The organism is Nocardioides cavernaquae, from assembly GCF_003600895.1.
Taxonomy (GTDB): Bacteria; Actinomycetota; Actinomycetes; order Propionibacteriales; family Nocardioidaceae; genus Nocardioides; species Nocardioides cavernaquae.
Window position 1 is genome coordinate 1,782,931 of the sequence record NZ_QYRP01000002.1, and the last position, 22,974, is coordinate 1,805,904.

Below are 22,974 nucleotides of genomic sequence, written 5' to 3' on the forward strand. Positions count from 1 at the left end.
GGCCGGAACGCGCGCTGGTCGGGGGTGTCTGTCCGACGGTGCCCGATTTGTCCGCGAGTGGAGCGCGGGGCGCCGCAGAACGCCGTGATCGCACACAGGTGCGAATCCGGTGCGCGACCACAGGATCCGCATTTCTGTCAAGCCCCCACTACCGCTCTGACCAGCACAAACACTGCGAAGACATGCTTCGAGGTCGTGTTAGACTGGTCACCTAGGAAGGGGTACCTGACATATGACTTTCACCGTCGGCGAAACGGTTGTTTACCCGAATCATGGGGCTGCGGTCATCGAGGACATCGAGTACCGCACCATCAAGGGGGAAGAGCGGGAGTACCTGGTCCTTCGCATCGTGGCGCAGCAGGACCTGGTCGTCCGTGTGCCCGCGTGCAACCTGGACCTGGTCGGCGTCCGCGACGTCGTGGACAAGGACGGCCTGGACCGGGTCTTCGACATCCTGCGCGCTGCGCACGTCGAGGAGCCGACCAACTGGTCGCGCCGCTACAAGGCCAACCTTGAGAAGCTGCACTCGGGCGACGTCATGAAGGTGTCGGAGGTCGTCCGTGACCTGTGGCGCCGCGAGCGTGACCGTGGCCTGTCTGCTGGCGAGAAGCGGATGCTGGCCAAGGCGCGCCAGATCCTCGTCTCCGAACTGGCCCTGGCTGAGCACACCAACGAGGACAAGGCAGAGGCCCTCCTCGACGAGGTGCTCGCTTCCTGAGCCTGGCACAGACTCCGTAACAGGACCCCCGACCGTCACGGTCGGGGGTCCTGTTCGTTTCGAAGCAACTTGAAGGGGCCAATCAAATTTGCAGATCGGTCGCTGACCTGCGGGTTTTCATCACCGCAACACGATGTAACCGGGCGTTCATGGCAAATCAGTGAGTGGGTGAGGACAAGTTGACACCTGTGCGAAACAAAGGTGCCCGTCGGCGAAACGTGGAATTCCTACGGTTCTCGGTATCCGATGACTGCATCGGTCATCTCTCGTAGCACCCGGATTCCCCTCGCCGACGACGTCGAGGTCGAGCCGGGCCCCCGCAAGGAGTTTGACGTGACAATCACCGAAACCGGCGCGCACAGCGCCACGGTGACCGCCAAGGGCGGCACCTGGATCGAGGACTGGCGTCCCGAGGACGACGAGTTCTGGGCCAACGGCGGCAAGAAGATCGCCAAGCGCAACCTGATCTGGTCGATCTTCGCCGAGCACCTCGGCTTCTCGGTCTGGCTCCTCTGGAGCGTGAGCGCCGCACTGCTGGCGAAGCAGGGCTTCGTCTTCACGCCCGAGCAGCTCTTCTTCCTGGTCGCCGTGCCGAACCTCGTCGGCTCGCTGATCCGGATCCCCTACACCTTCGCGGTGGGCAAGTTCGGCGGTCGCAACTGGACGGTCATCAGTGCGCTCCTCCTGCTGATCCCGACGGTCCTCTACGTCGTCGCCGTGCAGAACCCCGACACCCCGTTCTGGGCGTTCGTCGTGATCGCGGCAACGGCCGGCTTCGGTGGCGGCAACTTCGCCTCCTCGATGGCCAACATCAACTTCTTCTACCCGGCCAAGGAGAAGGGTGCTGCGCTCGGCCTCAACGCTGCGGGCGGCAACCTGGGCGTCGCGCTCATCCAGTTCTTCCTGCCGATCATCGTCGGCGCCGGTGGCGCCTTCGGCCTCTTCGTCGCGGCCACCAAGGTCATCGACGGCAAGAAGGTCCCCGACATTCACCTCGAGTACGTCGGCTTCCTCTACATCGCTCTCGCGATCGCTGCGGCTGCCGCGGCGTACTTCCTGATGAACAACCTGCGTGAGGCCAAGTCGACGCCGAAGGACCTGCTCCCGGTCCTGAAGCAGAAGCACACCTGGGTGATGTCGTTCCTCTACATCGGCACCTTCGGTTCCTTCATCGGCTACTCGGCCGCGATGCCCCTGCTGATCAAGCTCAACTTCTTCCGTCAGCCGGTCCCGACCGCGGAGCCGCTCGGCATCAACTTCGTCTACTACGCCTTCCTCGGTGCGCTCGTCGGCTCCATCGCCCGCCCCGTCGGTGGCTGGCTCGCTGACAAGTACGGCGGCTCGAAGGTCACGCTCTACACCTTCATCGCGATGATCGCCGGCACGCTCGGCATCTTCTGGACCCTGACCCGCCTCACCAAGGTCCCGGTTCCGCCGCCGGAGGTCCTCAAGGGTTGGCAGGCCGATCCCTCGACGTTCCCGGGCTACAAGCCGGAGGTCATCGAGGCCGTCAACGCCAACACCGCGCTCTTCCCGCTCTTCCTCGCCTTCTTCCTCTTCGTCTTCGCCGCGACCGGCATCGGCAACGGCTCGACGTACCGGATGATCCCGCTGATCCAGAAGCACCACGCGGTCGAGGCCACGGAGGAGGGCACCCCGGAGCGTCACTCGGCGCTGCTCAAGGCGACGAAGCTGTCGTCGGGTGTCATCGGCATCGCCGGTGCCATCGGCGCCATCGGTGGCTTCCTGATCCCGATCACGTTCAACGCGCCGTGGGTCACCGACCCGATCGACGCGTGCCGCTCGGCCTTCCTGGTCTTCACCGGCTTCTACGTGATCTGCCTCGCAGTGACCTACTGGTTCTACATCAAGAAGACCGGCAAGAGCCTGGGTCACGCCGACATCTGATCCACGCAGCACCTGATCCACGCAGCACCGCAACACCACACACGGCGTACGTCGCTGGGGCTCGGGGCCCGGCGACGTGCGCCGTTGTGCGTGTGTGAGAACTTGTTGACACCTGCGAGCGACGAGCGCACACGGGAGCGAAATCCGGCGTTCCTACCGTGGCTGGTGAACCGCTTGTTTGAGGAGATCCGATGACGACCACCACGCACTGTCCCTACTGCTCGCTGCAGTGCGGCATGAAGCTCTCCGGGACGCGCAAGCTCGAGGTTTCCGAGTGGGCGGAGTTCCCGGTCAACAAGGGCGCGATGTGCCGCAAGGGCTGGACCTCGGCCGAGCTGCTCCACCACCGTGAGCGCCTGACGACTCCGCTGATCAAGGAGCCGACCGGCGAGTTCCGCCCCGCCTCGTGGGAGGAGGCGCTGGACTATGTCGGCGAGCGCCTCAACGGGCTCCGGGCACAGCACGGCCCGGACTCGATCGGCATCTTCGGTGGCGGCGGCCTGACCAACGAGAAGGCCTACCAGCTCGGCAAGTTCGCCCGGGTCGCCGTCGGCACCTCGCAGATCGACTACAACGGCCGCTGGTGCATGAGCTCGGCGGCCAACGCCGGCTCGCGCGCCTTCGGCGTCGACCGGGGACTGCCGTTCCCGCTGGCCGACATCGCGGAGGCCGACGTCCTCATCCTGGTCGGCTCCAACCTCGCTGAGACGATGCCTCCAGCCGCGCGCCACCTGGTCGAGTCGCGCGAGAAGGGTCACCACGTCGTGGTGATCGACCCGCGCCGCACGGCGACGGCCGACAAGGCCGACACCTTCCTCCAGCCCGTCCCCGGCACCGACCTGGCCCTCGCCCAGTCGCTCCTGCACCTGATCGTGGCCAACGGCCACGTCGACGAGGAGTACGTCGCGTCCCGGACGACCGGCTGGGAAGCGGTCAAGAACTCCGTCATGTCCTGGTGGCCCGAGCGCGGCGAGCGGGTCACCGGCATCCCGGCCTCCGAGCTCAAGGAGCTGGCTGACCTCGTCGGCACTGCTGAGAAGGTCATGATCCTGACCGCCCGCGGCCCCGAGCAGCAGGCCCAGGGCTCCGACACTGTCCTGGCGTGGATCAACATCGCGCTGGCGCTCGGCATGCAGGGCAAGGAGCACTCGGGCTACGGCTGCCTCACCGGCCAGGGCAACGGCCAGGGTGGCCGCGAGCACGGCCAGAAGTCCGACCAGCTCCCCGGCTACCGCATGATCGACGACCCCGCCGCGCGCGAGCACGTCGCCGGCGTGTGGGGGATCCCGGCCGAGTCGATCCCGGGCAAGGGCCGCTCGGCGTACGAGCTGCTCGATGCGCTCGGCCAGGACAACGGCCCGAAGGCGCTGCTGGTCTTCGGCTCCAACATCATCGTCTCGGCACCCAACGCCAACCACGTCGGCGAGAGGCTCGACGCGCTCGAGCTGCTGGTCGTCGCCGACATGGTGATGTCCGAGACCGCCGCCCGCGCTGACGTGATCCTGCCGATCACGCAGTGGGCCGAGGAGACCGGCACGATGACCAACCTCGAGGGCCGGGTCATCCTGCGCCAGCGTGCGATCACGCCGCCGGCCGGAGTGCGCAGCGACCTTGAGATCATCGAGGGCCTCGCGGAGCGGCTGAAGTCGCCGATCGCGTTCTCCGTCGAGCCGGAGGAGATCTTCGCCGAGCTCGGTCGCGCGAGCGCTGGCGGCAAGGCCGACTACAGCGGCATCACCTATGACCTGATCCGCGAGCAGAAGGGTGTCTTCTGGCCCGCGCCGGCCGGGGTCATCGGCACGGACGGCCACGTCGGCACTGAGCGCATGTTCACGGAGTCGTTCGCCACCCCGAGCGGTCGCGCGAACTTCATCGCCGTCGAGCACCGCGGCGCCGCAGAGCAGCCCGATGCGGAGTACCCGGTCCACCTCACGACCGGTCGCGTCCTCGCGCAGTACCAGTCCGGCGCCCAGACCCGCCGGATCAGGGACCTCACCGACGACGGCGCCTTCGTCGAGATGCACCCGATGCTGGCCACCCGCCTCGGCACGGCCGACGGTGAGTTGGTGCGCGTCGAGACCCGCCGTGGTGAGATGGTGGCTCCGGTCCGCGTTGTCCGCACGATCCGCCCGGACACGGTCTTCGTGCCGTTCCACTGGGTCGGTGCGAACAAGCTGACCAACGATGCGCTCGACCCCGCCTCCCGCATGCCGGAGTTCAAGGTCTGCGCGGCACGGGTGTCCGAAGCAGCCAAGGTGAATGGACAGGTGGTTGTTGCATGAAGCGCGAGAAGCTGGTCATCGTCGGAAACGGCATGGCCACCACGCGACTCGTCGAGGAGCTGGTCGCACGACGCTACGAGGGTGACATCACGATCCTCGGCGACGAGGACCACCCGGCGTACAACCGGATCCTGCTGTCCGCGGTCCTGGAGGGCACGCACCCGATCGACGCGCTGACCCTGCGCCAGCCCGACTGGTACGCCGCGCAGGGCATCGACCTGCGCCTGGGCAGCCGGGTGCTCGAGATCGAGCGCGAGCTGCGTGACGTCATGCTCGTCGACGGCCAGAAGATCGTCTTCGACAAGCTCGTCCTCGCCACCGGCGCCATCCCGACGCTGCCCCCGATCCGTGGCCTGATCCAGCTCGACGGCTCGCTGCACCCCAAGGTGCACGCCTTCCGGAGCCTTGCCGACACGCAGCGCCTGCTTGACGCGATGGAGGAGCTCTCCGTGGAGAGTCGCCCGGTCCGCGCCGTTGTCGTCGGCGGCGGCCTGCTCGGCCTCCAGGTGGCCCGCGCGCTCAGCGTCCGCGGCGTCGAGACCGAGGTCGTCGAGGGCACCGAGCACCTGCTCTCGCAGCAGGTGGACCGCAAGGGCGGCACCGTTCTCAAGCGCCACCTCAAGAAGCTCGGCACCGAGGTCTACACCGGTGCCCGCGCCATCCGCCTGACCGACGAGGGCCTCAAGCTCGACACGGGCTACACCCTCGACGCCGACCTGATCGTCCTGACCGCCGGCGGGCGACCGTCCACGGCGCTCGCTCGCGGCGCCGGCCTCACCGTGCGTCGCGGCCTGGTCGTGGGGGAGCACCTGCAGTCGGTCGACGACGACAACATCTTCGCGATCGGTGACTGCGCCGAGTTCGAGGGCCGGGTCACCGGATTCGTCCCGCCCGCGTGGGAGCAGGCAACGCTGCTCGCCGCGCACCTGAGCGGCGAGGACGTGAAGTACGAAGGCTCGCGCAGCGTCGCGCGCCTTCGCGCCACCGGGCTCGACGTGGCGGTGCTCGGCGACCCGGAGCACACCGAGGGCGACATCGTCGAGGTGACGAACCCGATCATCGGTACCCACCGCAAGCTCGTCGTCGACGGCAACGTCATCGTCGCCGGCACGCTGATCGGTGACCTGTCGCGCATCGGCCTGATCACCCAGCTCTTCGACCGTCGCACGATCCTCTCCGACACGGAGCCCGGCGAGCTGTTGATGGCCGAGCGCCCCGACGGCGACAGCTCCACGCTGCTGCCCGACGAGGCCGAGGTCTGCGCCTGCGCCGGTGTAAACGCCGGTCGCATCCGGTCCTGCCGCACCTTCGAGGAGGCCAAGGAGAAGACCCGCGCCACGACGGGTTGCGGCGGCTGCGCCTCGGTGGTCAGGGAGCTCATCGAGGCGGCGCACGTCCCCGTCTGACGGTCTCCGCAGCACCCCAGCACCCTCGGAACGGCCCGGGTGACATCCGTCACCCGGGCCGTTCTGCACGCCTGAGAGCACCCTCTGTTGCAAGCAGGTGAGCAACCTGTTTCCTCACCGAAACAATCAGAAACCGCAGGACAACAACCGGCGCCTACCGTCGTACTCAGTTGAAAGGTAGGTCCCCATGAGCATTCGCAAGACTCTTGTTGTCGCCGGTCACGGCATGGTTGGTCACCGATTCGTCCAGGCTGCCATCGAGCGCGGCCTCACCGAGCGGTACGACATCGTCATCGCCGGTGAGGAGTCCCGCGCGGCCTACGACCGCGTCGCCCTGACGTCGTTCTTCGAGGTCGGCGCCGACGCCCTCTCCTTCCTGCCCGAAGGGGTCTACGAAGACCCGCGGGTCAAGCTCCTGGTCGACACCGAGGTCACCTCGGTCGACCGCGATGCCCAGAGGGTCACCTTCAGCAACGGCGAGACCCAGGCGTACGACGTCCTGGTGCTCGCCACCGGTGCCGCCCCCTTCGTCCCGCCGGTGCCCGGCAAGGACCTCGAGAACGTCTTCGTCTACCGGACGATCGATGACCTCGAGGCGATCCGCGAGGCGTCCAAGACCGCCAAGGCGGGCGTGGTCATCGGCGGCGGACTGCTCGGTCTCGAGGCCGCCAACGCGCTCCACCAGCTCGAGGTCGAGACCCACGTCGTCGAGCTCGCTCCGCGCCTCATGGCCGTGCAGATCGACGACGCCGGTGGCGCGACGCTCAAGCGCCACATCGAGAAGCTCGGTCTGAAGGTCCACACGGGCGTCATGACAGAGCTCATCGACGGTGACGACGACGGCAAGGTCAGCGCCCTCAAGTTCAAGGACAACGACGAGCCGCTCGAGGTCGAGATCGTCGTCTTCTCCGCCGGCATCCGTCCGCGCGACATCCTGGCCCGTGAGTCCGGCCTCGACGTCGCCGAGCGCGGCGGCATCCTGGTCGACCCGCAGATGCGGACCTCCGACTCCAACATCTTCGCCATCGGCGAGTGTGCGGCCCCCGAGGGCCGGATGTACGGGCTCGTGGCTCCCGGTTACCAGATGGCCGAGGTCGCGGTCGACGCGCTCCTCGAGGGCCCGGGCGAGTTCACCGGCGCCGACATGTCCACCAAGCTCAAGCTCCTCGGCGTCGACGTCGCCTCCTTCGGTGACGCGTTCGCGACCACCGAGGGTTCGCTCGAGCTGGTCTTCGCCGACGCGGTCGGCGGCGTCTACAAGAAGCTCGTCGTGAACGAGGACGCGACGCAGCTCCTCGGCGGCATCCTCGTGGGCGACGCCTCGGCGTACGGCATCCTGCGGCCGATGGTCTCCAGCGGCATGGCGCTGCCGGAGAACCCGGAGGAGCTGATCCTCCCGGCGTCGCGTGGCACTGCGCAGATCGGCATGCCCGACGAGGCTGTCGTCTGCTCCTGCAACAACATCACCAAGGGCACGATCTGCGGCATCATCGACGAGCAGGGTTGTGTCGACCTGCCGTGCGCCAAGGCCTGCACCAAGGCCGGCACGGTCTGCGGCTCCTGTGTGCCGATCGTGAAGAACCTCCTCACCGAGCGCATGGAAGCGGCTGGCAAGACCGTCAACAAGGCGATCTGTGAGCACTTCTCCTACTCGCGCCAGGAGCTCTTCGACCTGGTGCAGGTGCACCAGTACAAGCGCTTCGACGACATCATCGAGGCGCACGGGACGGGCCGCGGTTGCGACATCTGCAAGCCGGCGATCGCCTCGATCCTGGCCAGCCAGTTCAACGGCCACGTGCTCGACAAGCAGACAACTGCTTCGCTGCAGGACACGAATGATGCGTATCTCGCGAACCTGCAGAAGAACGGGACGTACTCCGTCGTCCCTCGCATCCCCGGCGGGGAGATCACGCCTGAGGGACTGATCGTCATCGGTGAGGTCGCTCGCGACTTCGGCCTCTACACGAAGATCACCGGTGGCCAGCGGATCGACATGTTCGGTGCGCGCATGGAGCAGCTGCCCGCGATCTGGTCGCGTCTGGTCGACGCCGGCTTCGAGTCGGGCCACGCCTATGGCAAGTCGCTGCGCACGGTGAAGTCCTGCGTCGGCAAGACCTGGTGCCGCTTCGGTGTCCAGGACTCCACGCAGCTCGCCATCGACCTGGAGCTGCGCTACCGCGGCCTGCGCTCGCCGCACAAGCTCAAGGGTGCCGTCTCCGGATGTGCCCGTGAGTGCGCCGAGGCGCGTGGCAAGGACTTCGGGGTCATCGCCACGGACAAGGGCTGGAACCTGTACGTCGCGGGCAACGGCGGCATGGTGCCGGCGCACGCCCAGCTGCTTGCCGGCGACCTCGACACCGAGACGCTCTACAGGTACCTCGACCGCTTCCTCATGTACTACATCCGCACCGCTGACCGCCTGCAGCGCACGAGCACCTGGCTCGCTGCCCTGGACGGTGGCATGGACCGGCTCAAGGCGATCGTCATCGACGACGAGCTCGGCCTGGGTGAGGAGCTCGAGGCGGAGATGAGCCGCCACGTCGACACCTACTTCGATGAGTGGAAGGCGACGCTGGAGGACCCGGAGAAGCTCGCTCGCTTCGTCTCCTTCATCAACGCCCCCGAGACCCCGGACCCGAACATCTCGTTCGACACCGAGCGTGGCCAGATCGTTCCCGTCAACCACGACGAGCCCGTGGTCCTCGGCTCGACGATCCCGGTAGGAGCCCCCCAGTGAGTGTGACCACGACTGACGAGTTCGCTCCCGTCTGCCGTCTCGAGCAGCTCGAGGTCGAGCGCGGTGCCACCGCGCTCGTCCACGGTCAGGCGGTTGCCGTCTTCCGCACGTACGACGACACCGTCTACGCGCTCGGAAACTACGATCCGTTCGCGAAGGCCAGCGTTCTCGCTCGCGGAATCGTGGGTACCCGTGGTGAAATTCCCTTTGTGGCATCTCCCATGCACAAGCAGGCCTTCGATCTCCGCACCGGCCAGTGCCTCGACGACGAGAACGTCAGCGTTCCGTCGTACGTGGTGCGCGTGGTCGACGGCGTCGTACAGGTGGGGCCGAGGCAGCAGGTATGACCGTTTCCTCCACCGACAAGCCCCTCGAGGGCTACCGGATCGGCATCACTGCCGCCCGGAAGGTGGACGAGCAGGTCGCGCTCCTGGAGCGTCGGGGTGCCCACGTCGAAGTGGCCACCACAATCTCCGTCGAGCCCAACCGGATCAACGAGGTGGCGCTTCGCGAGGCGACCCACGAGGTGATCGGCGGCCGCCCGGTCGACCTCTTCGTCGCGACCACCGGCATCGGCATCCGTTCCTGGTTCGAGGCTGCTGCGTCCTGGGGCTTGCTGGACCAGCTGATCGAGGTTCTCGGCAGGTCGGAGATCCTTGCCCGCGGGCCCAAATCCGTGGGAGCGCTGCGCAACAGCGGCCTGCGCGAGCTCTGGTCGCCCGACTCCGAGCGGTTCGAGGACGTGCTCGCGCACCTGCGCGGCCGCGACCTCACCGGCCGCCGGATCGTCGTGCAGGAGCACGGCCAGTCACTCTCGACGGTGGCCCACGCGCTCCGCCGCCAGGGCGCCGATGTGCACGTGGTGACCGTCTACCGGCTCGAGGGAGCACACGACCCCGACCCGGTCTTCCGCATGGTCGACCTCGTGGCCGAGCGCAAGCTCGACGCCGTCACCTTCACGTCCGCTCCCGCTGTCGCGGCGTTCATGGACATGGCCGGGGTCGTCGGCCGCCGCGAGGAGGTGCTCGCGGCCTTCCAGGCTGACGTGGTCGCCACCTGCGTCGGACCTGTCACCGCGGCTGCGTTCGAGATGTGGGGCGTGCCGACGATCCAGCCCGAGCGCTCGCGCCTGGCCGCGATGGTCAAGCTGCTCGAGACCGAGCTGCCCTCCCGTCGCGACGGCACTGCGCTCGATGTCTCGGGCCACACGCTCCTCATGCACGGCGACGTGATCCTGCTCGACGGCATCGAGGTCCGGCTCTCGCCGGCCCCGCTCGCGGTCCTGCACGCGCTTGCGGTGAACCCCGGCCACGTCGTCTCGCGCCGCGAGCTGCTCTCCTGCCTGCCCACGGGTCAGGCGTCGTCGGAGCACGCTGTCGAGATGGCTGTGGCCCGGCTCCGTGCCGCGATCGGCACCCGCCTGATCCAGACGGTCGTGAAGCGGGGCTACCGGCTGGTGGTGGGCTGATGATCTCGCGCCACGCATCTCGGGCCCCGCGCCTCGTCACGGTCGCCCACGGCACGCGCGTCGCGCACGGCAACCAGGTGGCCGCATCGATCACCGAGCAGGCCGCCCGGCTGCTGGGAGTGCCCGCCACGACGTCGTACGTCGAGCTGTGCGAGCCGCTGCTGGCCGACGTCATGGCCGATCGTCGGTCGCGCGCTGGAGCGCCCGACGTCGTCGTTCCGCTGCTGCTCTCGACCGGATTCCACATCAAGACCGACATCCCCGAGGCCGTTGCGGATGCGCACTCGATCCTGACGCGCCCCCTCGGCCCCGATCCGATGCTGACGGCCGTGATGTGCCGTCGCCTGCAGGAGGCTGGAGCCGTCCCTGGCTCGCCCGTGGTGATGGTGGCTGCCGGCTCCAATGACCCCGACGCGCTGCCTGACCTGGCTGAGGCCGAGCGTCTGCTCTCCCTCGCATGGGATGCGCCGGTCCTCACCGCCACGGTCGCGGGGCAGGGCCGTCCCCTTGCGGACGCGATCGCCGAGGCCCGCGGCCACGGCGAGGTTGCCGTGTCGACGTACCTGCTCTCGCCGGGGTTCTTCTCGCGCAAGGCCGCGAGCATTGCCTCCGAGCAGGGAGTGCGCCACGTTGCTGGCGTTCTCGGTGATCACGCGCGCATCGTCGAGCTCGTGGTCAGGCGTTATCGCGCTGCTCTTGCGGCTGCTCACATCGCGGCCTGATTTCCGGGGCGTGCGGCCTCAACTGACGCGCAGCCCTCCCTGCAGCTCGCGCTCCGCTCGCTGGCGCTCGCTCCGGCTCGACGGTCGGGCTGTGCGCCAGCTCGGGCCGCCCGCCACCGAGGTCAGGGAACCAGCGTGAAGACTTCCTGTCGGCAGGTGACTGAGAGTCTTCACGTTGTTGAGAGTCAGGCGGGGTCGAAGACCAGCGCTGTGGCGATCGCTGCGACACCTTCGCCACGGCCGGTGAGGCCCAGGCCGTCGGTCGTGGTGGCGGAGAGCGACACCGGCGCACCCACGACCTTGGTGAGCAGGTGCTCGGCCTCGATGCGGCGCGCACCGAGGCGGGGGCGGTTGCCGATCACCTGGATCGCAACGTTGCCGATGGTGAACTCGGCAGCGCGCACGCGGCGGACGGTCTCGGCGAGCAGAGCGGTGCCGGCGGCGCCTGCCCACTCCGGCTCCGAGGTGCCGAAGTTGGTGCCGAGGTCGCCGAGCCCGGCAGCCGAGAACAGGGCGTCGCAGGCGGCGTGGGCGGCGACGTCGGCGTCGGAGTGGCCGGCCAGCCCGGCGGGCTCGTCGGGCCACGAGAGGCCGGCCAGCATCATCGGGACGCCTTCCTCGTAGCGGTGGACGTCCGTGCCGATGCCGATGCGGGGTGTGCGGGTCACAAGATGATTGTTGCGGATGCCACCATGGGGGAATGAGCAACGCCCGCATGTCGTGGGGAACGGCCGGCCTGGTGGCCGGTTTTGCCGGTCTGGCGGTGAGCCATGGCACGGCCCATTACCTCGGTCGGCGACTGACCCCGTTCGATGCTGTGGCCGAGCTGGTCATCGACGTGACCCCGGGGTCGGTGGCGCATTGGTTCATCGAGCTCGTCGGGACGCTGGACAAGCCGCTGCTGGGCCTGATCATCGCGGCCATCATGTGTCTGCTCTTCCTCGCGGCCGGCCGCCTCGCTGCGCGTGCCTGGTGGGCCCCCCTCCCGCTGTACGCCGCGATGGGCGGGTTTGCGCTGCTGGCCACGCTCACTCGTGACGATGCGACCCGCACGGACGCCGTGCCGGTCGCGCTGGGCGCGGTCTGCTGGATCGCTGCGCTCTCCTTCATCACCGAGCCCGTCACCACCGGATCCCGAGCCGCTGCAGTCTCCGCCGCGACCAGCGATGTCGCAGGCGATGCGCACGCGCACAGTCGGCGGACCGTGCTGATCCGGTCCGCCGTCGTCACCGCGATCGGAGTGGGCACGGCGGTCCTCGGGCCCATCGTCGGGCGCGGTCGCCGGCGGGTGGAACAGGCCCGCCGGCTCCTGGTGCTGCCGGCGACGACCCCGAACGTGCCCGCAGGGGTGTCGCTCAAGGGGGAGGGGTTGACGCCCTGGATGACCAGCGCGGACGACTTCTACCTGATCGACACCGCGTTCCAGAAGCCCGCGATCGACCCGAAGACCTGGTCGCTGCGCATCCACGGCATGGTCGAGCGCGAGGTCGTGCTCAGCTATCAGGAGCTGCTCGACCGCGAGGTCACCGAGGACTGGATCACGCTCAGTTGCGTCTCCAACCCGGTCGGTGGTGACCTGATCGGCAATGCCTGGTGGAGCGGCGTACGCATTGCGCCGCTGCTGGCCGAGGCCGGCGTACGCCCGCACGCCGATGCCGTGCTGCAGACCTCGCAGGACGGCTGGACCTGCGGCACCCCGCTGCAGGCGCTCACCGACGACCGCCAGGCGATGATCGCCTTCGCCATGAACGGTGAGGCGCTGCCGATCGAGCACGGCTTCCCGGCGCGCGTGATCGTGCCCGGGCTCTACGGATACGTGTCTGCCTGCAAGTGGGTGGTCGACATCGAGGTGACCCGCTTCGACAGGATCTCGGCGTACTGGACCGAGCTCGGGTGGTCCGAGAAGGCACCGCTCAAGATCGGCTCGCGCATCGACGTGCCGCGTTCGGGGCAGGACATCCGGCCCGGCGATCTGCGCATCGGCGGCATGGCCTGGGCGCAGCACACGGGCATCGAGCGCGTGGAGTACGCGATCGACGGAGGTGCGTGGCAGGTCGCCGCGATCGGCGGCATCACGAACCACACGGTGCCGGCCGGTCCCGCAACGTCCGCAGCGCCGACAGGGGAGGCTTCCTCGGCCGCGCCGTCCGCTGCGCCCGTCGGAAAGGTCCCCAACCGCGACACGTGGGTCCAGTGGGCGGCCACCGTGACGGTCGACGAGGGCGACCACGAGCTGCGCGTCCGGGCGGTCGGTGCCGACGGCGAGGTCCAGACCGGCGTGGAGAAGGACGTACGACCTGATGGCGCCACGGGGTGGCACACCCGGCAATTCAGCGTCGGCTAGATATCGTCGGCAGGTGAGCATCCGCAGCCTCCTGCTCGACCCCCGCCTGGACCGTGCCCGCCTGCGGGTCGCGATCGCGGCGACCGCGCTCCTGCTGCCGCTCGGGGCCGTGCAGCTGCTCGATCGTGAGACCAGCGGAGTCGATGACCCTCACTCGACCCAGCGTGGGGCGCTGGCCGCGGCCACGCCCGCGCGCAACACCTTCCGCGAGACCGACAGCCAGGCCGCCTGGCTTGCCGGCACCCGACGCGGTGCCACTGCTGTCGACGGCAGCCTCCGGATCGCGAAGCCTGCAGGCACCGTGAGCATCGGCGGACGCAGGTGGGAGTGGGGCGCATGGGCATCTCCCTGGGTCAGCCCGGGCCACGGTTTCACCGAGGTCATTCCGTCCTGGCGCGCCACGACCCCGGCCGGCACCTGGATCGCCGTGCAGGTCCGCGCCCGCACCTCGACCGGCAAGCTCACCCAGTGGCAGAAGCTCGGTCGCTGGACCAGCGCCGTGAGCAGCACCTACAAGCGCAGCTTCGGGACCCAGGACGACGGCCTCTCGGTGGTCTCGACAGACACCCTGCGCGCGAAGAGCGGCGTCGTGTTCACGGCGTACTCCGTGAAGGTGCAGGTCTTCCGCGCGGCCGGCACGACCGCCACTCCCGCGATCGACTCCGTGCACGCCGTGGCGTCACAGCTGGCCACTGCGGTTCCGCCGGTCTCGGCGCCGATGCTCCCGGCGAAGACGCTGGCCGTGCCGGCGTACTCCCAGATGACGCACCGCGGTCAGTACCCCCAGTACGGCGGCGGTGGCCAGGCCTGGTGCTCGCCCACCAGCCTGTCGATGATGCTCGCCTACTTCGGTCGCCGGCCGACCGCGAGCGAGTACTCCTGGGTCAACAGCAGCTACGCCGACCCGTGGGTCGACGAGGTGGCGCGCCGGGTCTTCGACGCGCAGTACCAGGGCACGGGCAACTGGCCCTTCAACACGGCGTACGCCGCGACGCGAGTGCCGCGCGCCATGGTGACCCGGCTGACCTCGCTGCGTGACGTCGAGCGGTTCATCGCGGCCGGCCTGCCGGTCCAGGTGTCGATCACGTTCTCGTCCGGCCAGCTCACCGGTGCGCCGATCAGCGGCACCGCCGGGCACCTGGTCGTGGTCGTCGGCTTCACGAGCACCGGCAAGGTGATCGTCAACGACCCCGCGGCGTCGAGCAACGCCGGGGTGCGGCGTACCTATGACCGGGCGCAGTTCGAGGCGGCCTGGCTGCGCAAGTCCCACGGCCTGGCCTACGTGATGCGCGACAGCTCGCGTGCCTTCCCGACGGGCTACGGCCTCACCTGATCCGCCGAGAGGTCAGGTCTGGCGCGTCGAGAAGTCAGGTCTGGCGCGCCGAGCCGTCAACGATGGCGCTCAGGCGCGAGCCTGAGCGATCGCGTAGAGCGTCACCGAGGCCGCAACACCCGCGTTGAGCGACTCGACGGAGTTGGCCATGGGGATCGACACGATGTGGTCGCAGTTCTCCGAGACCAGGCGCGAGAGGCCTTCGCCCTCCGAGCCGACCACGACGACGAGCGGGCCCGTGGCCAGGTCGCCGAGCGTCGGCAGGGTGAGGTCGCCTTCCATGTCCAGTCCGACGACCATGCAGCCGGCGTCCTGGTAGGCCTTGATCTGGCGGGTCAGGTTGACGGTCTGCGCGACCTTGATCCGGGCGGCAGCGCCAGCGGACGTCTTCCACGCGGCGGCGGTCATGCTGGCCGAGCGCCGCTCGGGGATCACGACGCCGTGCGCGCCGAAGCCGGCCGCCGAGCGGACGATCGCGCCGAGGTTGCGCGGGTCGGTGATGTGGTCGAGCACGACGATGAGCGGCTCTTCCTGGTTGTTCCGAGCGTCGTCGATCAGGTCGTCGGCGTGGGCGTACTCGTAGGCGGGGACGCGGGCGGCAAGACCCTGGTGACCGTTGAAGCCGGTCATGCGGTCGAGCTCGACCTTGGTCACCTCGAGGAGCGGGATGCCCATCTCGGCGGAGAGCTGGAAGGCCTCACGCAGGCGGCCGTCGCGCTCGGCGTTCTCCGCGACGTAGACGCCGTTGACCGGGACGCCTTCGCGCAGTGCCTCGACGACGGGGTTGCGGCCGATGATCCACTCGGCCTCACCGGCGGCGCGCTTGCGCTGCGGGCGACGGCCGGCCGCCCGCTCCTTCACCTGAGCGATCTTGTGCTGCTTGTGGTACTCGCGGTCCTTGGCCTTCGGGGTCGGACCCTTGGGCTCCAGGCCACGCTTGACGCGGCCGCCGGAACCGGCGGTGGGGTTGCCCTTGCCGGTCTTCTTGATCGCGCCCTTGCGCTGGGAGTTGCCAGCCATCAGAGGTTCCCTGCTTCTAGTGACCACTTCGGGCCGTTGGGGGTGTCCTCGATCTCGATGCCGGCGGACTTGATCCGGTCACGGATCTCGTCGGCGGCCGCGAAGTCCTTCGCGGCGCGCGCAGCCTGGCGCTGATCGAGGAGGCCGGCGACGAGGACGTCGACGGCGGCGGTGAGCTTGTCGGTGGTGCCGGAGGCGGTGCTGCCCCAGGCGGAATCGGCGGGGTCGAGGCCCAGCACGTCGAGCATGGCGCGGACGTCGGCGGCGATGCTGCTCGCGCCGGTGGCGTCACCCTCCGCGAGGAGCTTGTTGCCGTCACGGACGGCGTCGTAGATCACGGCGACGGCCGCGGGAGTGCCGAGGTCGTCGTCCATCGCGTCGACGAAGCCGGCACGCAGCTCGTCGGAGGCGGCCGGGTTGCCCGCGCGCCCGAGGAAGTGCTCGATCCGCTGGAAGCCGACCGCAGCCTCCTCAAGTGCCTCGAAGCTGAACTCGACGTTGGAGCGGTAGTGCGCGGCGACCATGTAGAACCGCAGCTCGATCGGGCGGACCCGCTCCAGGACACTGGGGACGAGGAGCGAGTTGCCGAGCGACTTGCTCATCTTCTCGCCGGCGGTGGTGATCCACGCGTTGTGCATCCAGTACGTCGCGAAGTCGTGGCCTGCGGCGCGGGACTGGGCCTGCTCGTTCTCGTGGTGGGGGAAGCGCAGGTCGACGCCGCCGCCGTGGATGTCGAAGGCGGTGCCGAGGTACTTGCCGGCCATGGCCGAGCACTCGATGTGCCAGCCCGGGCGGCCGCGGCCCCACGGGGAGGGCCAGGAAGCGGTCTCCGGCTCGGAGTCCTTGCGACCCTTCCACAGGGCGAAGTCGCGGGGGTCGCGCTTGCCGCGCGGGTCGGCGTCAGCAGCGGCTTCCATGTCGGCGACCTTCTGGTGCGTCAGCTCGCCGTAGGCCTGCCAGGAGCGGACGTCGAAGTAGACGTCACCGCTGCCGTCGGGCGCGGCGTACGCGTGGCCCCGGGCAATCAGAAGCTCGATCAGCTCGACCATCTCGGGGATGTGGCCGGTGGCGGCGGGCTCGTACGTCGGGGGCAGGACGTTGAGCGCGGCATAGGCGCGAGTGAGCTCGCGGTGCATGTCGTAGGCGAGGTTGAACCAGGGGCGACCCTGCTCAGCCGACTTGGTCAGGATCTTGTCGTCGATGTCCGTGGTGTTGCGGATGAACGTGACGGCGTAGCCCGAGACCTCGAGCCAGCGGCGCAGGACGTCGAAGTTCACACCCGAGCGGATGTGGCCGACGTGGGGCTCGGACTGGACGGTCAGGCCGCAGACGTAGACGCCCGCCTGCCCCTCGACGAGGGGGACGAAGTCGACGACGTCGCGTCGTGCCGTGTCATAGATCCTGAGTGCCACCGGAGAAGTCTAGGGACCGACGGGCCCGGCCCCCAATCCACTCTTCATGATCCTGTAGCGCTGGGCGGAGCAGGATGACGCGACAGACCGAAAAAGGGGGGGCAATGCGGGTTGGCACGAGGTTGTTGGTGGGCGTGCTGCTCGCTGGATCCACCGGATGCGGGCAGGCGGGGTCGACGACCAGCACCGTCGACCGGTTGAGGGCTCTCCCGGGTGTGCGCGATGCCGCGGTCGAGAGGATCGCCCTGGACGACGACTACTTCGGCTACCAGGCCGCGGTGGACATGGAGCCCGATGCGCAGCCCCCGCAGATCGCCATCGCCCTCGATGAGCTAGCGCGATGGAAGCAGACCCACGAGGGCGACGAGACCTCCACCGCGGTCTACCTCGACGGCGGAACCACCGACCTCGACCAGGAGACCTGGGGCGAGGGTTCGGACGGCGGCGGTCCGACCGCCGTGCTCGCAACGGCTGGCAGCCACGCGCGCAACCTGGCCAATGCGGAGCTGCTCGTCGCTGCGACCGCAGCTCTCGACCTCCCCGTCACGATCCGCGATGGGGAGTGGCGCGTCACCAGCCGGGCACCGCGGGCCACGGCGGCCGTCATCGCCGCTCATCCCGATCTCGCGAGCTCGCCTGACCTGATCATCTCCCCACGGATCCCGCTGGGAGAGGAGCGGTGGGGGCGCCCCGCGGGGTTCGGATCATCACGCCTGACGCCTGAGCTCGTCGCGACGTACGACACGGCGGTCGCCAACGCCGAGCTGGTCCGGGAGGGCGAGGTGTCGGTCAGCTTCGTCGGCAACACCAGCACGGCCGGCCTCGGAGAGACCTTCGACGAGGTGACCGGCGAGAAGATCGAGCCGCCCGTGGGAGCCGTCGACATCATGATCGACCTGCGGCTGCCCGGTGGTGCCGGTCCGCGGTCGCTCGCGCCCAGGCTGGTCGACGACGCGCGCTGGCCGATGATCCGCGCGCAGCTCGACCTGCTCCGCACACTGCCTCGTGGTTCGCACGTCTGGATCTGGTTGCAGTGGACCCCACGCGGTGGCATTGCGTACGACGCGACCCGCACCGTCATCGAGGTGACCCTCGGTGAGGAGCTCGTCGGGCAGGCCCGGACGCCGTGGAACCTCCAGGCACAGCAGTACCTTGCCCGTTGAAGCGGCTCCTAGGGTGGACCGATGATCCGTCGCGTGCTCGGCCTCGTCGTGGTGTGGCTGGTGTTTGCCCTGGGGATCGGGCTGGCGGTCTTCGTGACCAGCTCGACGCGAACGACGGTCGCGGGCCACGACGCCGAGGTGCGCCCGACCCTGGACGGCTGGGTGACCGTGCGGACGGGAGCGGTGCTCCCGGACCTGCGGGTGCGCACGGACCACCGCCTCGGGGTCGAGCTCACCCTGGGCAAGACGCAGGTCAACTCCGTCGAGGACCTGGTCGACCGCTATGCGCTCCTCGCGGCCGACCCCGATGCCCAGGTCGCCCGGGTCAGGTGGGCCGTCCGCGGCCTCGCCGGGGAGGCCGCGCTGCGCGGAGGGCTTGCGGCATCCGTCGCGATCGCCTTCTGGGCGCTGGTGGGACGGTCGCGGCGGCGCGAGCTGGTCCACCTCGGCGGCAGTCATCATCGGTGGGTTGCTGTCGGTGTGGCCGGGGCCCTCGGTGCCAGCCTTGTTGCCTGGCAGCCCTGGCGACAGCCCGACCCGCTGTTCATCACCGCAGAGGACTGGCAGCCCCTCGGTGAGTACGCCGGCCCGGAGGTCTCGATCCCGAAGGAGCTGGCCGACGCCGAGATCACCAGCAGCTCGGTCACCGATGCCACCCGGCGGCTCCTGCTCAGTGCCCTGGACAGCTACCAGCACGCCCAGGCCTTCTACGACGACGCAGCGTCGGCGGCGGCGGACCTCTCCGTCCGTCAGCCCGCGGACGGGGAGACCGTGGCATTGCTGGTCAGCGACCGCCACGACAACATCGGCATGGATCGCGTGGCCCGTGCGATCGGCGACGCTGCCGGGGCAACCGCTGTGCTCGACGCGGGTGACGACACCTCGACCGGACAGGCGTGGGAGACGTTCAGCCTGGACTCGCTTGCGGCGACCTTCAAGGACCTCGACCGCTGGGTGGCCGTGGGCAACCATGACAACGGCGGCTTCGTCCGCGACTACCTGAAGGACCACGGGTGGCAGGTGGCGACCCGCACGGTGGTCGACGGCCCGGGCGGCTCGACGCTCCTCGCCCTCGACGACCCGCGCTCCAGTGGCCTCGGGCGATGGCGCGATCCGGTCAGCGGCACCGTCGCCGAGTCAGCGGACGAGGTCGCCGAGATCGCGTGCGCCAGCGATGTGCGGGTCGGGACGCTTCTCGTCCACGACGCGAACGCCGGTGCCGAGGCACTCCGACGGGGATGCGTCGACCTCGTGGTGGCCGGTCACGTGCACGTCGCATCGGACCCGTCGGCGGTGGTCGGGGTCGGCGGCACCATCGGCTGGACGCACACCACAGGCACGGCCGGGGGCGCGGCGTACGCGATCGCGGTCGGCAGCAAGCTGCGTCGGGCCGCGGCGGTCAGCCTCATCACCTACGCCGATGGCCGGCCGGCCGGCGTCCAGATCGTCACCCTCGAGACCACCGGACGGTTCCGCGTCGGGGACTACACGCCGCTGGAGTACGACGCGGTGCGGGGTCCGCGCTGACGGCACGCTCCGTGCTCAGGCGTGGAGCGAGAACGCCGGACCGTCGCTCGCCGGGATCACGAGCTCGTTGCTGTCCACCCGGGCCGCCGCGCCGAGTCGAGTGCGCGGTCCTGTGGCGGATGCATCCACCTGCGCACTCGACTCCGTGAAGAGCTGAGCCAGCGGCAGCCGCAGCTCCGGCCCGGCAGCCCTGCGGGCCACCACCAGCACGTTGCCGTCGGGGTGCTCGCGCAGGAAGGCCAGCGTGTCCTCATCGGCGTGCACCCAGCGCAGTCCACCGCGCCGCAGCGCCGTGTGCTCGCGCCGCAGCGCCGCCAGCGCGGCGTACTGGTCGAGGGTCTCTTCGTCCCAGGTGTCGCGACGGTCCCAGGGCATCGTGCGGCGCGAGTCCTCGCCCATCGTGCCCTCGAGGCCGATCTCGTCGCCGGCGAAGACCATGGGCACACCGGGGAGGGCGAACTGAAGTCCGGCGGCCACCCGCTGCTGCGCGCCGGATCCGGTGATGGTGCGGATGCGTGCGGAGTCGTGTGAGCCCAGGATGTTCCACGACCACTGGAGGTTGCGGAAGCCGAGGCGCCCGTGCCACTGGCGGATGCTGTTGACCACCTGCGTGCCGCTGCGGCGTGGGATGGGGACAGGCATGCCGAACGGCCTCGCGGCCGTCGTGGGGGACACCAGCCACTCCCACACCGGCCACGAGAATCCGGCGTAGTTCATCGAGCCGTGCCAGCCGTCACCCGGCAGGTCGACCGACGCGTCGTGGTTGTGCTCGCCGATGACGAGGGCGTCGTCGCGGCGGTCTGTGGCGGTGGCGCGCACGGTCCGGGCGACCCCGTGGTTGAGGTCGGTCGCGCCGAGGCGGCCGGTCATGTTGGCGACGTCGATGCGCCAGCCGTCGAGCCCGAAGTCGAGCCAGTGTGCGACCACCGAGTCGCCGCCCTCGGTGAAGGCACTGCGGAGCGCGGGCTGCGAGTGGTCGAGCTTGGGCAGGCTGTCGTGGCCCATCCAGGTCTCATAGGTTCCGTCGTCGTGGAAGAAGAACCAGTCCTTCTCGGGGCCGGTGCTCCGGGCGCGGAGGAACCACTCGTGGGTGTCGCCGGTGTGGTTGGTGGTCAGGTCGCCGAGCACCTTCCAGCCACGCTTGTGCGAGGCGTCGATCAACCGCGTGTACGCCGCGTCCCCGCCGAGGAGAGGGTCGACCTCGTCGAACGTGCTGGCGTTGTAGCGGTGGTTGGACTCCGCCGGGAAGACCGGCGTCGTGTAGACGATGTCGGCACCGACGGTGGCGACGTGGTCGAGGTGGTCGGTCAGCCCGTCGAGGTCGCCGCCGAAGAGCTGCAGCCATGTGCGCGAGTCGGTGCCGTCGAAGACGACGGGGGCGTCCCACGGCTCCGGGACCGCCCAGTCCGGGGTGGGCCGCTCATCGGCCGCCTTGCTGCGGGCGAAGCGGTCCGGGAAGACCTGGTAGACGACGCCGTCGCGACCCCAGTCGGGACCGGGCTCGTGCGTGGTCAGCCGGAAGTCGAACGCGTCCGGCACATCGTGGTCGAACACTCCCGCGCCCGTGAGCCAGTCGTGGGTGTCGCGACGGCGGAGCAGGAAGCGGTAGTGGCACTCCGGGTTCAGGACCGGCACCTCGCCCTCCCACCAGATCGCGCTTTCGTTTCGCTCGACGATCGTGCAGGGGTGGAAGGTCGGCTCGGCATCCTTGGTCGTGCGGATCCAGATCTCCTCGACCGGGTCGCTCGGATGCGTGCGTACGCGGACGCTCACCATGTCGCCGAGCAGCGGGGTCTCCGTGCCGACGTACAGGGGCGAACCGTCGTGGTGGGGCTGGTCCAGCAGGCTCATGCCGGCAAGTCTGCCCGGACTGTGTTTCCGGTGGGTCTCGACGTCCGTACGCCGACTACGATGGCCGCGCGCCGGTCGCCCGGCGCACGCCGGTGTAGCTCAGTTGGTAGAGCGTCTTACTTGTAATAAGAGGGTCGCGGGTTCAAATCCTGTCACCGGCCCCATTGTCGTTGGCTCCGGCAACGCGGCTGCCCGCGTTCAAGTCCCGCAACCGGGGCAACGGCGTCACGCGCTGTTGCCATCACCAGCAGGTGCTCCAGAGGACGCAGCCGGCCCCGGTCAGGCGACCTGCAGGCTCCGCTTGGCCAGACCCATCCAGAACCCGTCGATCTTCTGCTCACCGGGAGTGGTCGGATCGGTGGCGGCGCCGAGGGTGATGAACAGCGGCGTGTAGTGCTCGACGGTCGGGTGGGCGTAGGGCATGCCCGGCGCCTTCGACTTGTACGCCGCGAGCTCGTCGACGTCGCCGCGCGCGAGCGCCTCGCCGGCCCAGGCATCGAAGTCCGACGACCATCCCGGTGCACGAGCATCGAGGCTGAAGTCGCGCAGGAACGGGAGGCCGTGCGTCATGAAGCCCGATCCGATGATCAGCACGCCCTCGTCGCGGAGCTCGCGCAGGCGCTGGCCGAGGCCGAGCAGCTGATACGGGTCCTGGGTCGGCAGCGACATCTGAAGAACCGGGATGTCGGCGTCGGGATACATGATCTTGAGTGGGACCCAGGCACCATGATCGAGGCCACGCGACGCGTGCTGATGCACGGAGAGACCGTCCGGCATCGACGACACGATGCGGTTCGCCAGCCACGAGGCATCGGGCGTCTCGTAGGTCATCCGGTAGTAGCGCGGGTCGAAGCCGCCGAAGTCGTAGACCAGGGGAGCGCCGCTCGCGGTGAGCGAGATCGGCGCCGACTCCCAGTGCGCGCTGACGATCAGGATCGCCTTCGGGCGTGGAAGGTCCTTGGCCCATGCGGCGAGCTGCCCCGACCACAGCGGGTCGTCGAGCAGGGGCGGGGCACCGTGACCGATGTAGAGGGCGGGCATCGCAGGAGCAGTCATGCCCACCTCAATGGTTGAGGATTCAAC

Annotated in this window: 17 protein-coding genes and 1 tRNA gene; 13 read left to right on the top strand and 5 right to left on the bottom strand. The window is 69.2% G+C overall.

What is annotated here, in order from left to right; genetic code table 11:
- Positions 1-232: 232 nt before the first annotated feature.
- The 8 genes from D4739_RS08740 (at position 233) to D4739_RS08775 (ending at position 11,241) form a co-directional block, all read left to right on the top strand.
- A complete protein-coding gene (locus D4739_RS08740; RefSeq protein ID WP_120060264.1) occupies positions 233-718 on the top strand; it encodes a CarD family transcriptional regulator in 486 nt (161 codons plus the stop codon).
- 333 nt (positions 719-1,051) lie between these two features.
- Positions 1,052-2,626: an MFS transporter gene (locus D4739_RS08745; protein WP_238473579.1), complete on the top strand. Its 1,575-nt coding sequence runs from the start codon at positions 1,052-1,054 to the stop codon at positions 2,624-2,626.
- 191 nt (positions 2,627-2,817) lie between these two features.
- On the top strand, positions 2,818-4,908 hold the full coding sequence (locus D4739_RS08750; protein WP_120060266.1) for a molybdopterin oxidoreductase family protein: 2,091 nt from the start codon (positions 2,818-2,820) through the stop codon (positions 4,906-4,908).
- Positions 4,905-6,314, top strand: a complete 1,410-nt coding sequence (locus D4739_RS08755) for an FAD-dependent oxidoreductase (RefSeq protein WP_120060267.1) — start codon at positions 4,905-4,907, stop codon at positions 6,312-6,314. The genes D4739_RS08750 and D4739_RS08755 overlap by 4 nt, the downstream gene beginning before the upstream one ends.
- Before the next feature lie 187 nt (positions 6,315-6,501).
- Positions 6,502-9,051 carry a nitrite reductase large subunit NirB gene (gene nirB, locus D4739_RS08760; protein ID WP_120060268.1) on the top strand — a complete coding sequence of 850 codons (2,550 nt, stop codon included), beginning with the start codon at positions 6,502-6,504 and terminating at the stop codon, positions 9,049-9,051.
- On the top strand, positions 9,048-9,398 hold the full coding sequence (gene nirD / locus D4739_RS08765; protein WP_120060269.1) for a nitrite reductase small subunit NirD: 351 nt from the start codon (positions 9,048-9,050) through the stop codon (positions 9,396-9,398). Before nirB ends, nirD begins: the two co-directional genes overlap by 4 nt.
- Positions 9,395-10,519, top strand: coding sequence for a uroporphyrinogen-III synthase (locus D4739_RS08770; protein ID WP_120060270.1), 1,125 nt, complete (start codon positions 9,395-9,397; stop codon positions 10,517-10,519). Before nirD ends, D4739_RS08770 begins: the two co-directional genes overlap by 4 nt.
- A complete protein-coding gene (locus tag D4739_RS08775) occupies positions 10,519-11,241 on the top strand; it encodes a sirohydrochlorin chelatase (RefSeq protein WP_120060271.1) in 723 nt (240 codons plus the stop codon). Before D4739_RS08770 ends, D4739_RS08775 begins: the two co-directional genes overlap by 1 nt.
- A 185-nt stretch (positions 11,242-11,426) precedes the next feature.
- On the opposite strand, the gene ispF is transcribed toward D4739_RS08775, so the two are convergent.
- The gene (gene ispF / locus D4739_RS08780) at positions 11,427-11,909 is read right to left on the bottom strand and encodes a 2-C-methyl-D-erythritol 2,4-cyclodiphosphate synthase (RefSeq protein ID WP_120060272.1); all 483 of its coding nucleotides are present in this window, start codon (positions 11,907-11,909) and stop codon (positions 11,427-11,429) included.
- Positions 11,910-11,941: 32 nt separating this feature from the next.
- On the opposite strand from ispF, the gene D4739_RS08785 reads away from it, so the two are divergent.
- A complete protein-coding gene (locus D4739_RS08785) occupies positions 11,942-13,585 on the top strand; it encodes a molybdopterin-dependent oxidoreductase (protein WP_120060273.1) in 1,644 nt (547 codons plus the stop codon).
- Positions 13,586-13,598: 13 nt separating this feature from the next.
- Positions 13,599-14,918, top strand: coding sequence for a C39 family peptidase (locus D4739_RS08790; protein WP_182920355.1), 1,320 nt, complete (start codon positions 13,599-13,601; stop codon positions 14,916-14,918).
- Between the two features lie 69 nt (positions 14,919-14,987).
- On the opposite strand, the gene rlmB is transcribed toward D4739_RS08790, so the two are convergent.
- Both rlmB and cysS read right to left on the bottom strand, forming a co-directional pair.
- On the bottom strand, positions 14,988-15,938 hold the full coding sequence (gene rlmB / locus D4739_RS08795; protein WP_120060275.1) for a 23S rRNA (guanosine(2251)-2'-O)-methyltransferase RlmB: 951 nt from the start codon (positions 15,936-15,938) through the stop codon (positions 14,988-14,990).
- Positions 15,938-17,350, bottom strand: coding sequence for a cysteine--tRNA ligase (gene cysS / locus D4739_RS08800; protein WP_120060276.1), 1,413 nt, complete (start codon positions 17,348-17,350; stop codon positions 15,938-15,940). Before cysS ends, rlmB begins: the two co-directional genes overlap by 1 nt.
- A gap of 128 nt (positions 17,351-17,478) precedes the next feature.
- Between cysS and D4739_RS08805 the strand changes: the two genes are divergently transcribed.
- Positions 17,479-18,513: a hypothetical protein gene (locus D4739_RS08805; protein WP_120060277.1), complete on the top strand. Its 1,035-nt coding sequence runs from the start codon at positions 17,479-17,481 to the stop codon at positions 18,511-18,513.
- Between the two features lie 21 nt (positions 18,514-18,534).
- On the top strand, positions 18,535-20,040 hold the full coding sequence (locus D4739_RS08810) for a metallophosphoesterase (RefSeq protein ID WP_182920356.1): 1,506 nt from the start codon (positions 18,535-18,537) through the stop codon (positions 20,038-20,040).
- A 15-nt stretch (positions 20,041-20,055) separates the two neighbouring features.
- On the opposite strand, the gene D4739_RS08815 is transcribed toward D4739_RS08810, so the two are convergent.
- Positions 20,056-21,891, bottom strand: coding sequence for a glycoside hydrolase family 13 protein (locus tag D4739_RS08815; RefSeq protein ID WP_120060278.1), 1,836 nt, complete (start codon positions 21,889-21,891; stop codon positions 20,056-20,058).
- 88 nt (positions 21,892-21,979) lie between these two features.
- Between D4739_RS08815 and D4739_RS08820 the strand changes: the two genes are divergently transcribed.
- A tRNA-Thr gene (locus tag D4739_RS08820) sits at positions 21,980-22,055 on the top strand.
- Between the two features lie 115 nt (positions 22,056-22,170).
- Here the strand turns inward: D4739_RS08820 and D4739_RS08825 are convergent.
- Positions 22,171-22,947, bottom strand: a complete 777-nt coding sequence (locus D4739_RS08825; protein WP_120060279.1) for a dioxygenase family protein — start codon at positions 22,945-22,947, stop codon at positions 22,171-22,173.
- Between the last annotated feature and the right edge of the window lie 27 nt (positions 22,948-22,974).

Coding starts and splice junctions, on each gene's coding strand:
- D4739_RS08740 (WP_120060264.1), top strand. CDS start 233: ATGACTTTCACCGTCGGCGAAACGGTTGTTTACCCGAATCATGGGGCT.
- D4739_RS08750 (WP_120060266.1), top strand. CDS start 2,818: ATGACGACCACCACGCACTGTCCCTACTGCTCGCTGCAGTGCGGCATG.
- D4739_RS08755 (WP_120060267.1), top strand. CDS start 4,905: ATGAAGCGCGAGAAGCTGGTCATCGTCGGAAACGGCATGGCCACCACG.
- nirB (WP_120060268.1), top strand. CDS start 6,502: ATGAGCATTCGCAAGACTCTTGTTGTCGCCGGTCACGGCATGGTTGGT.
- D4739_RS08770 (WP_120060270.1), top strand. CDS start 9,395: ATGACCGTTTCCTCCACCGACAAGCCCCTCGAGGGCTACCGGATCGGC.
- D4739_RS08775 (WP_120060271.1), top strand. CDS start 10,519: ATGATCTCGCGCCACGCATCTCGGGCCCCGCGCCTCGTCACGGTCGCC.
- D4739_RS08785 (WP_120060273.1), top strand. CDS start 11,942: ATGAGCAACGCCCGCATGTCGTGGGGAACGGCCGGCCTGGTGGCCGGT.
- rlmB (WP_120060275.1), bottom strand. CDS start 15,938: ATGGCTGGCAACTCCCAGCGCAAGGGCGCGATCAAGAAGACCGGCAAG.
- D4739_RS08810 (WP_182920356.1), top strand. CDS start 18,535: ATGATCCGTCGCGTGCTCGGCCTCGTCGTGGTGTGGCTGGTGTTTGCC.
- D4739_RS08815 (WP_120060278.1), bottom strand. CDS start 21,891: ATGAGCCTGCTGGACCAGCCCCACCACGACGGTTCGCCCCTGTACGTC.
- D4739_RS08825 (WP_120060279.1), bottom strand. CDS start 22,947: ATGACTGCTCCTGCGATGCCCGCCCTCTACATCGGTCACGGTGCCCCG.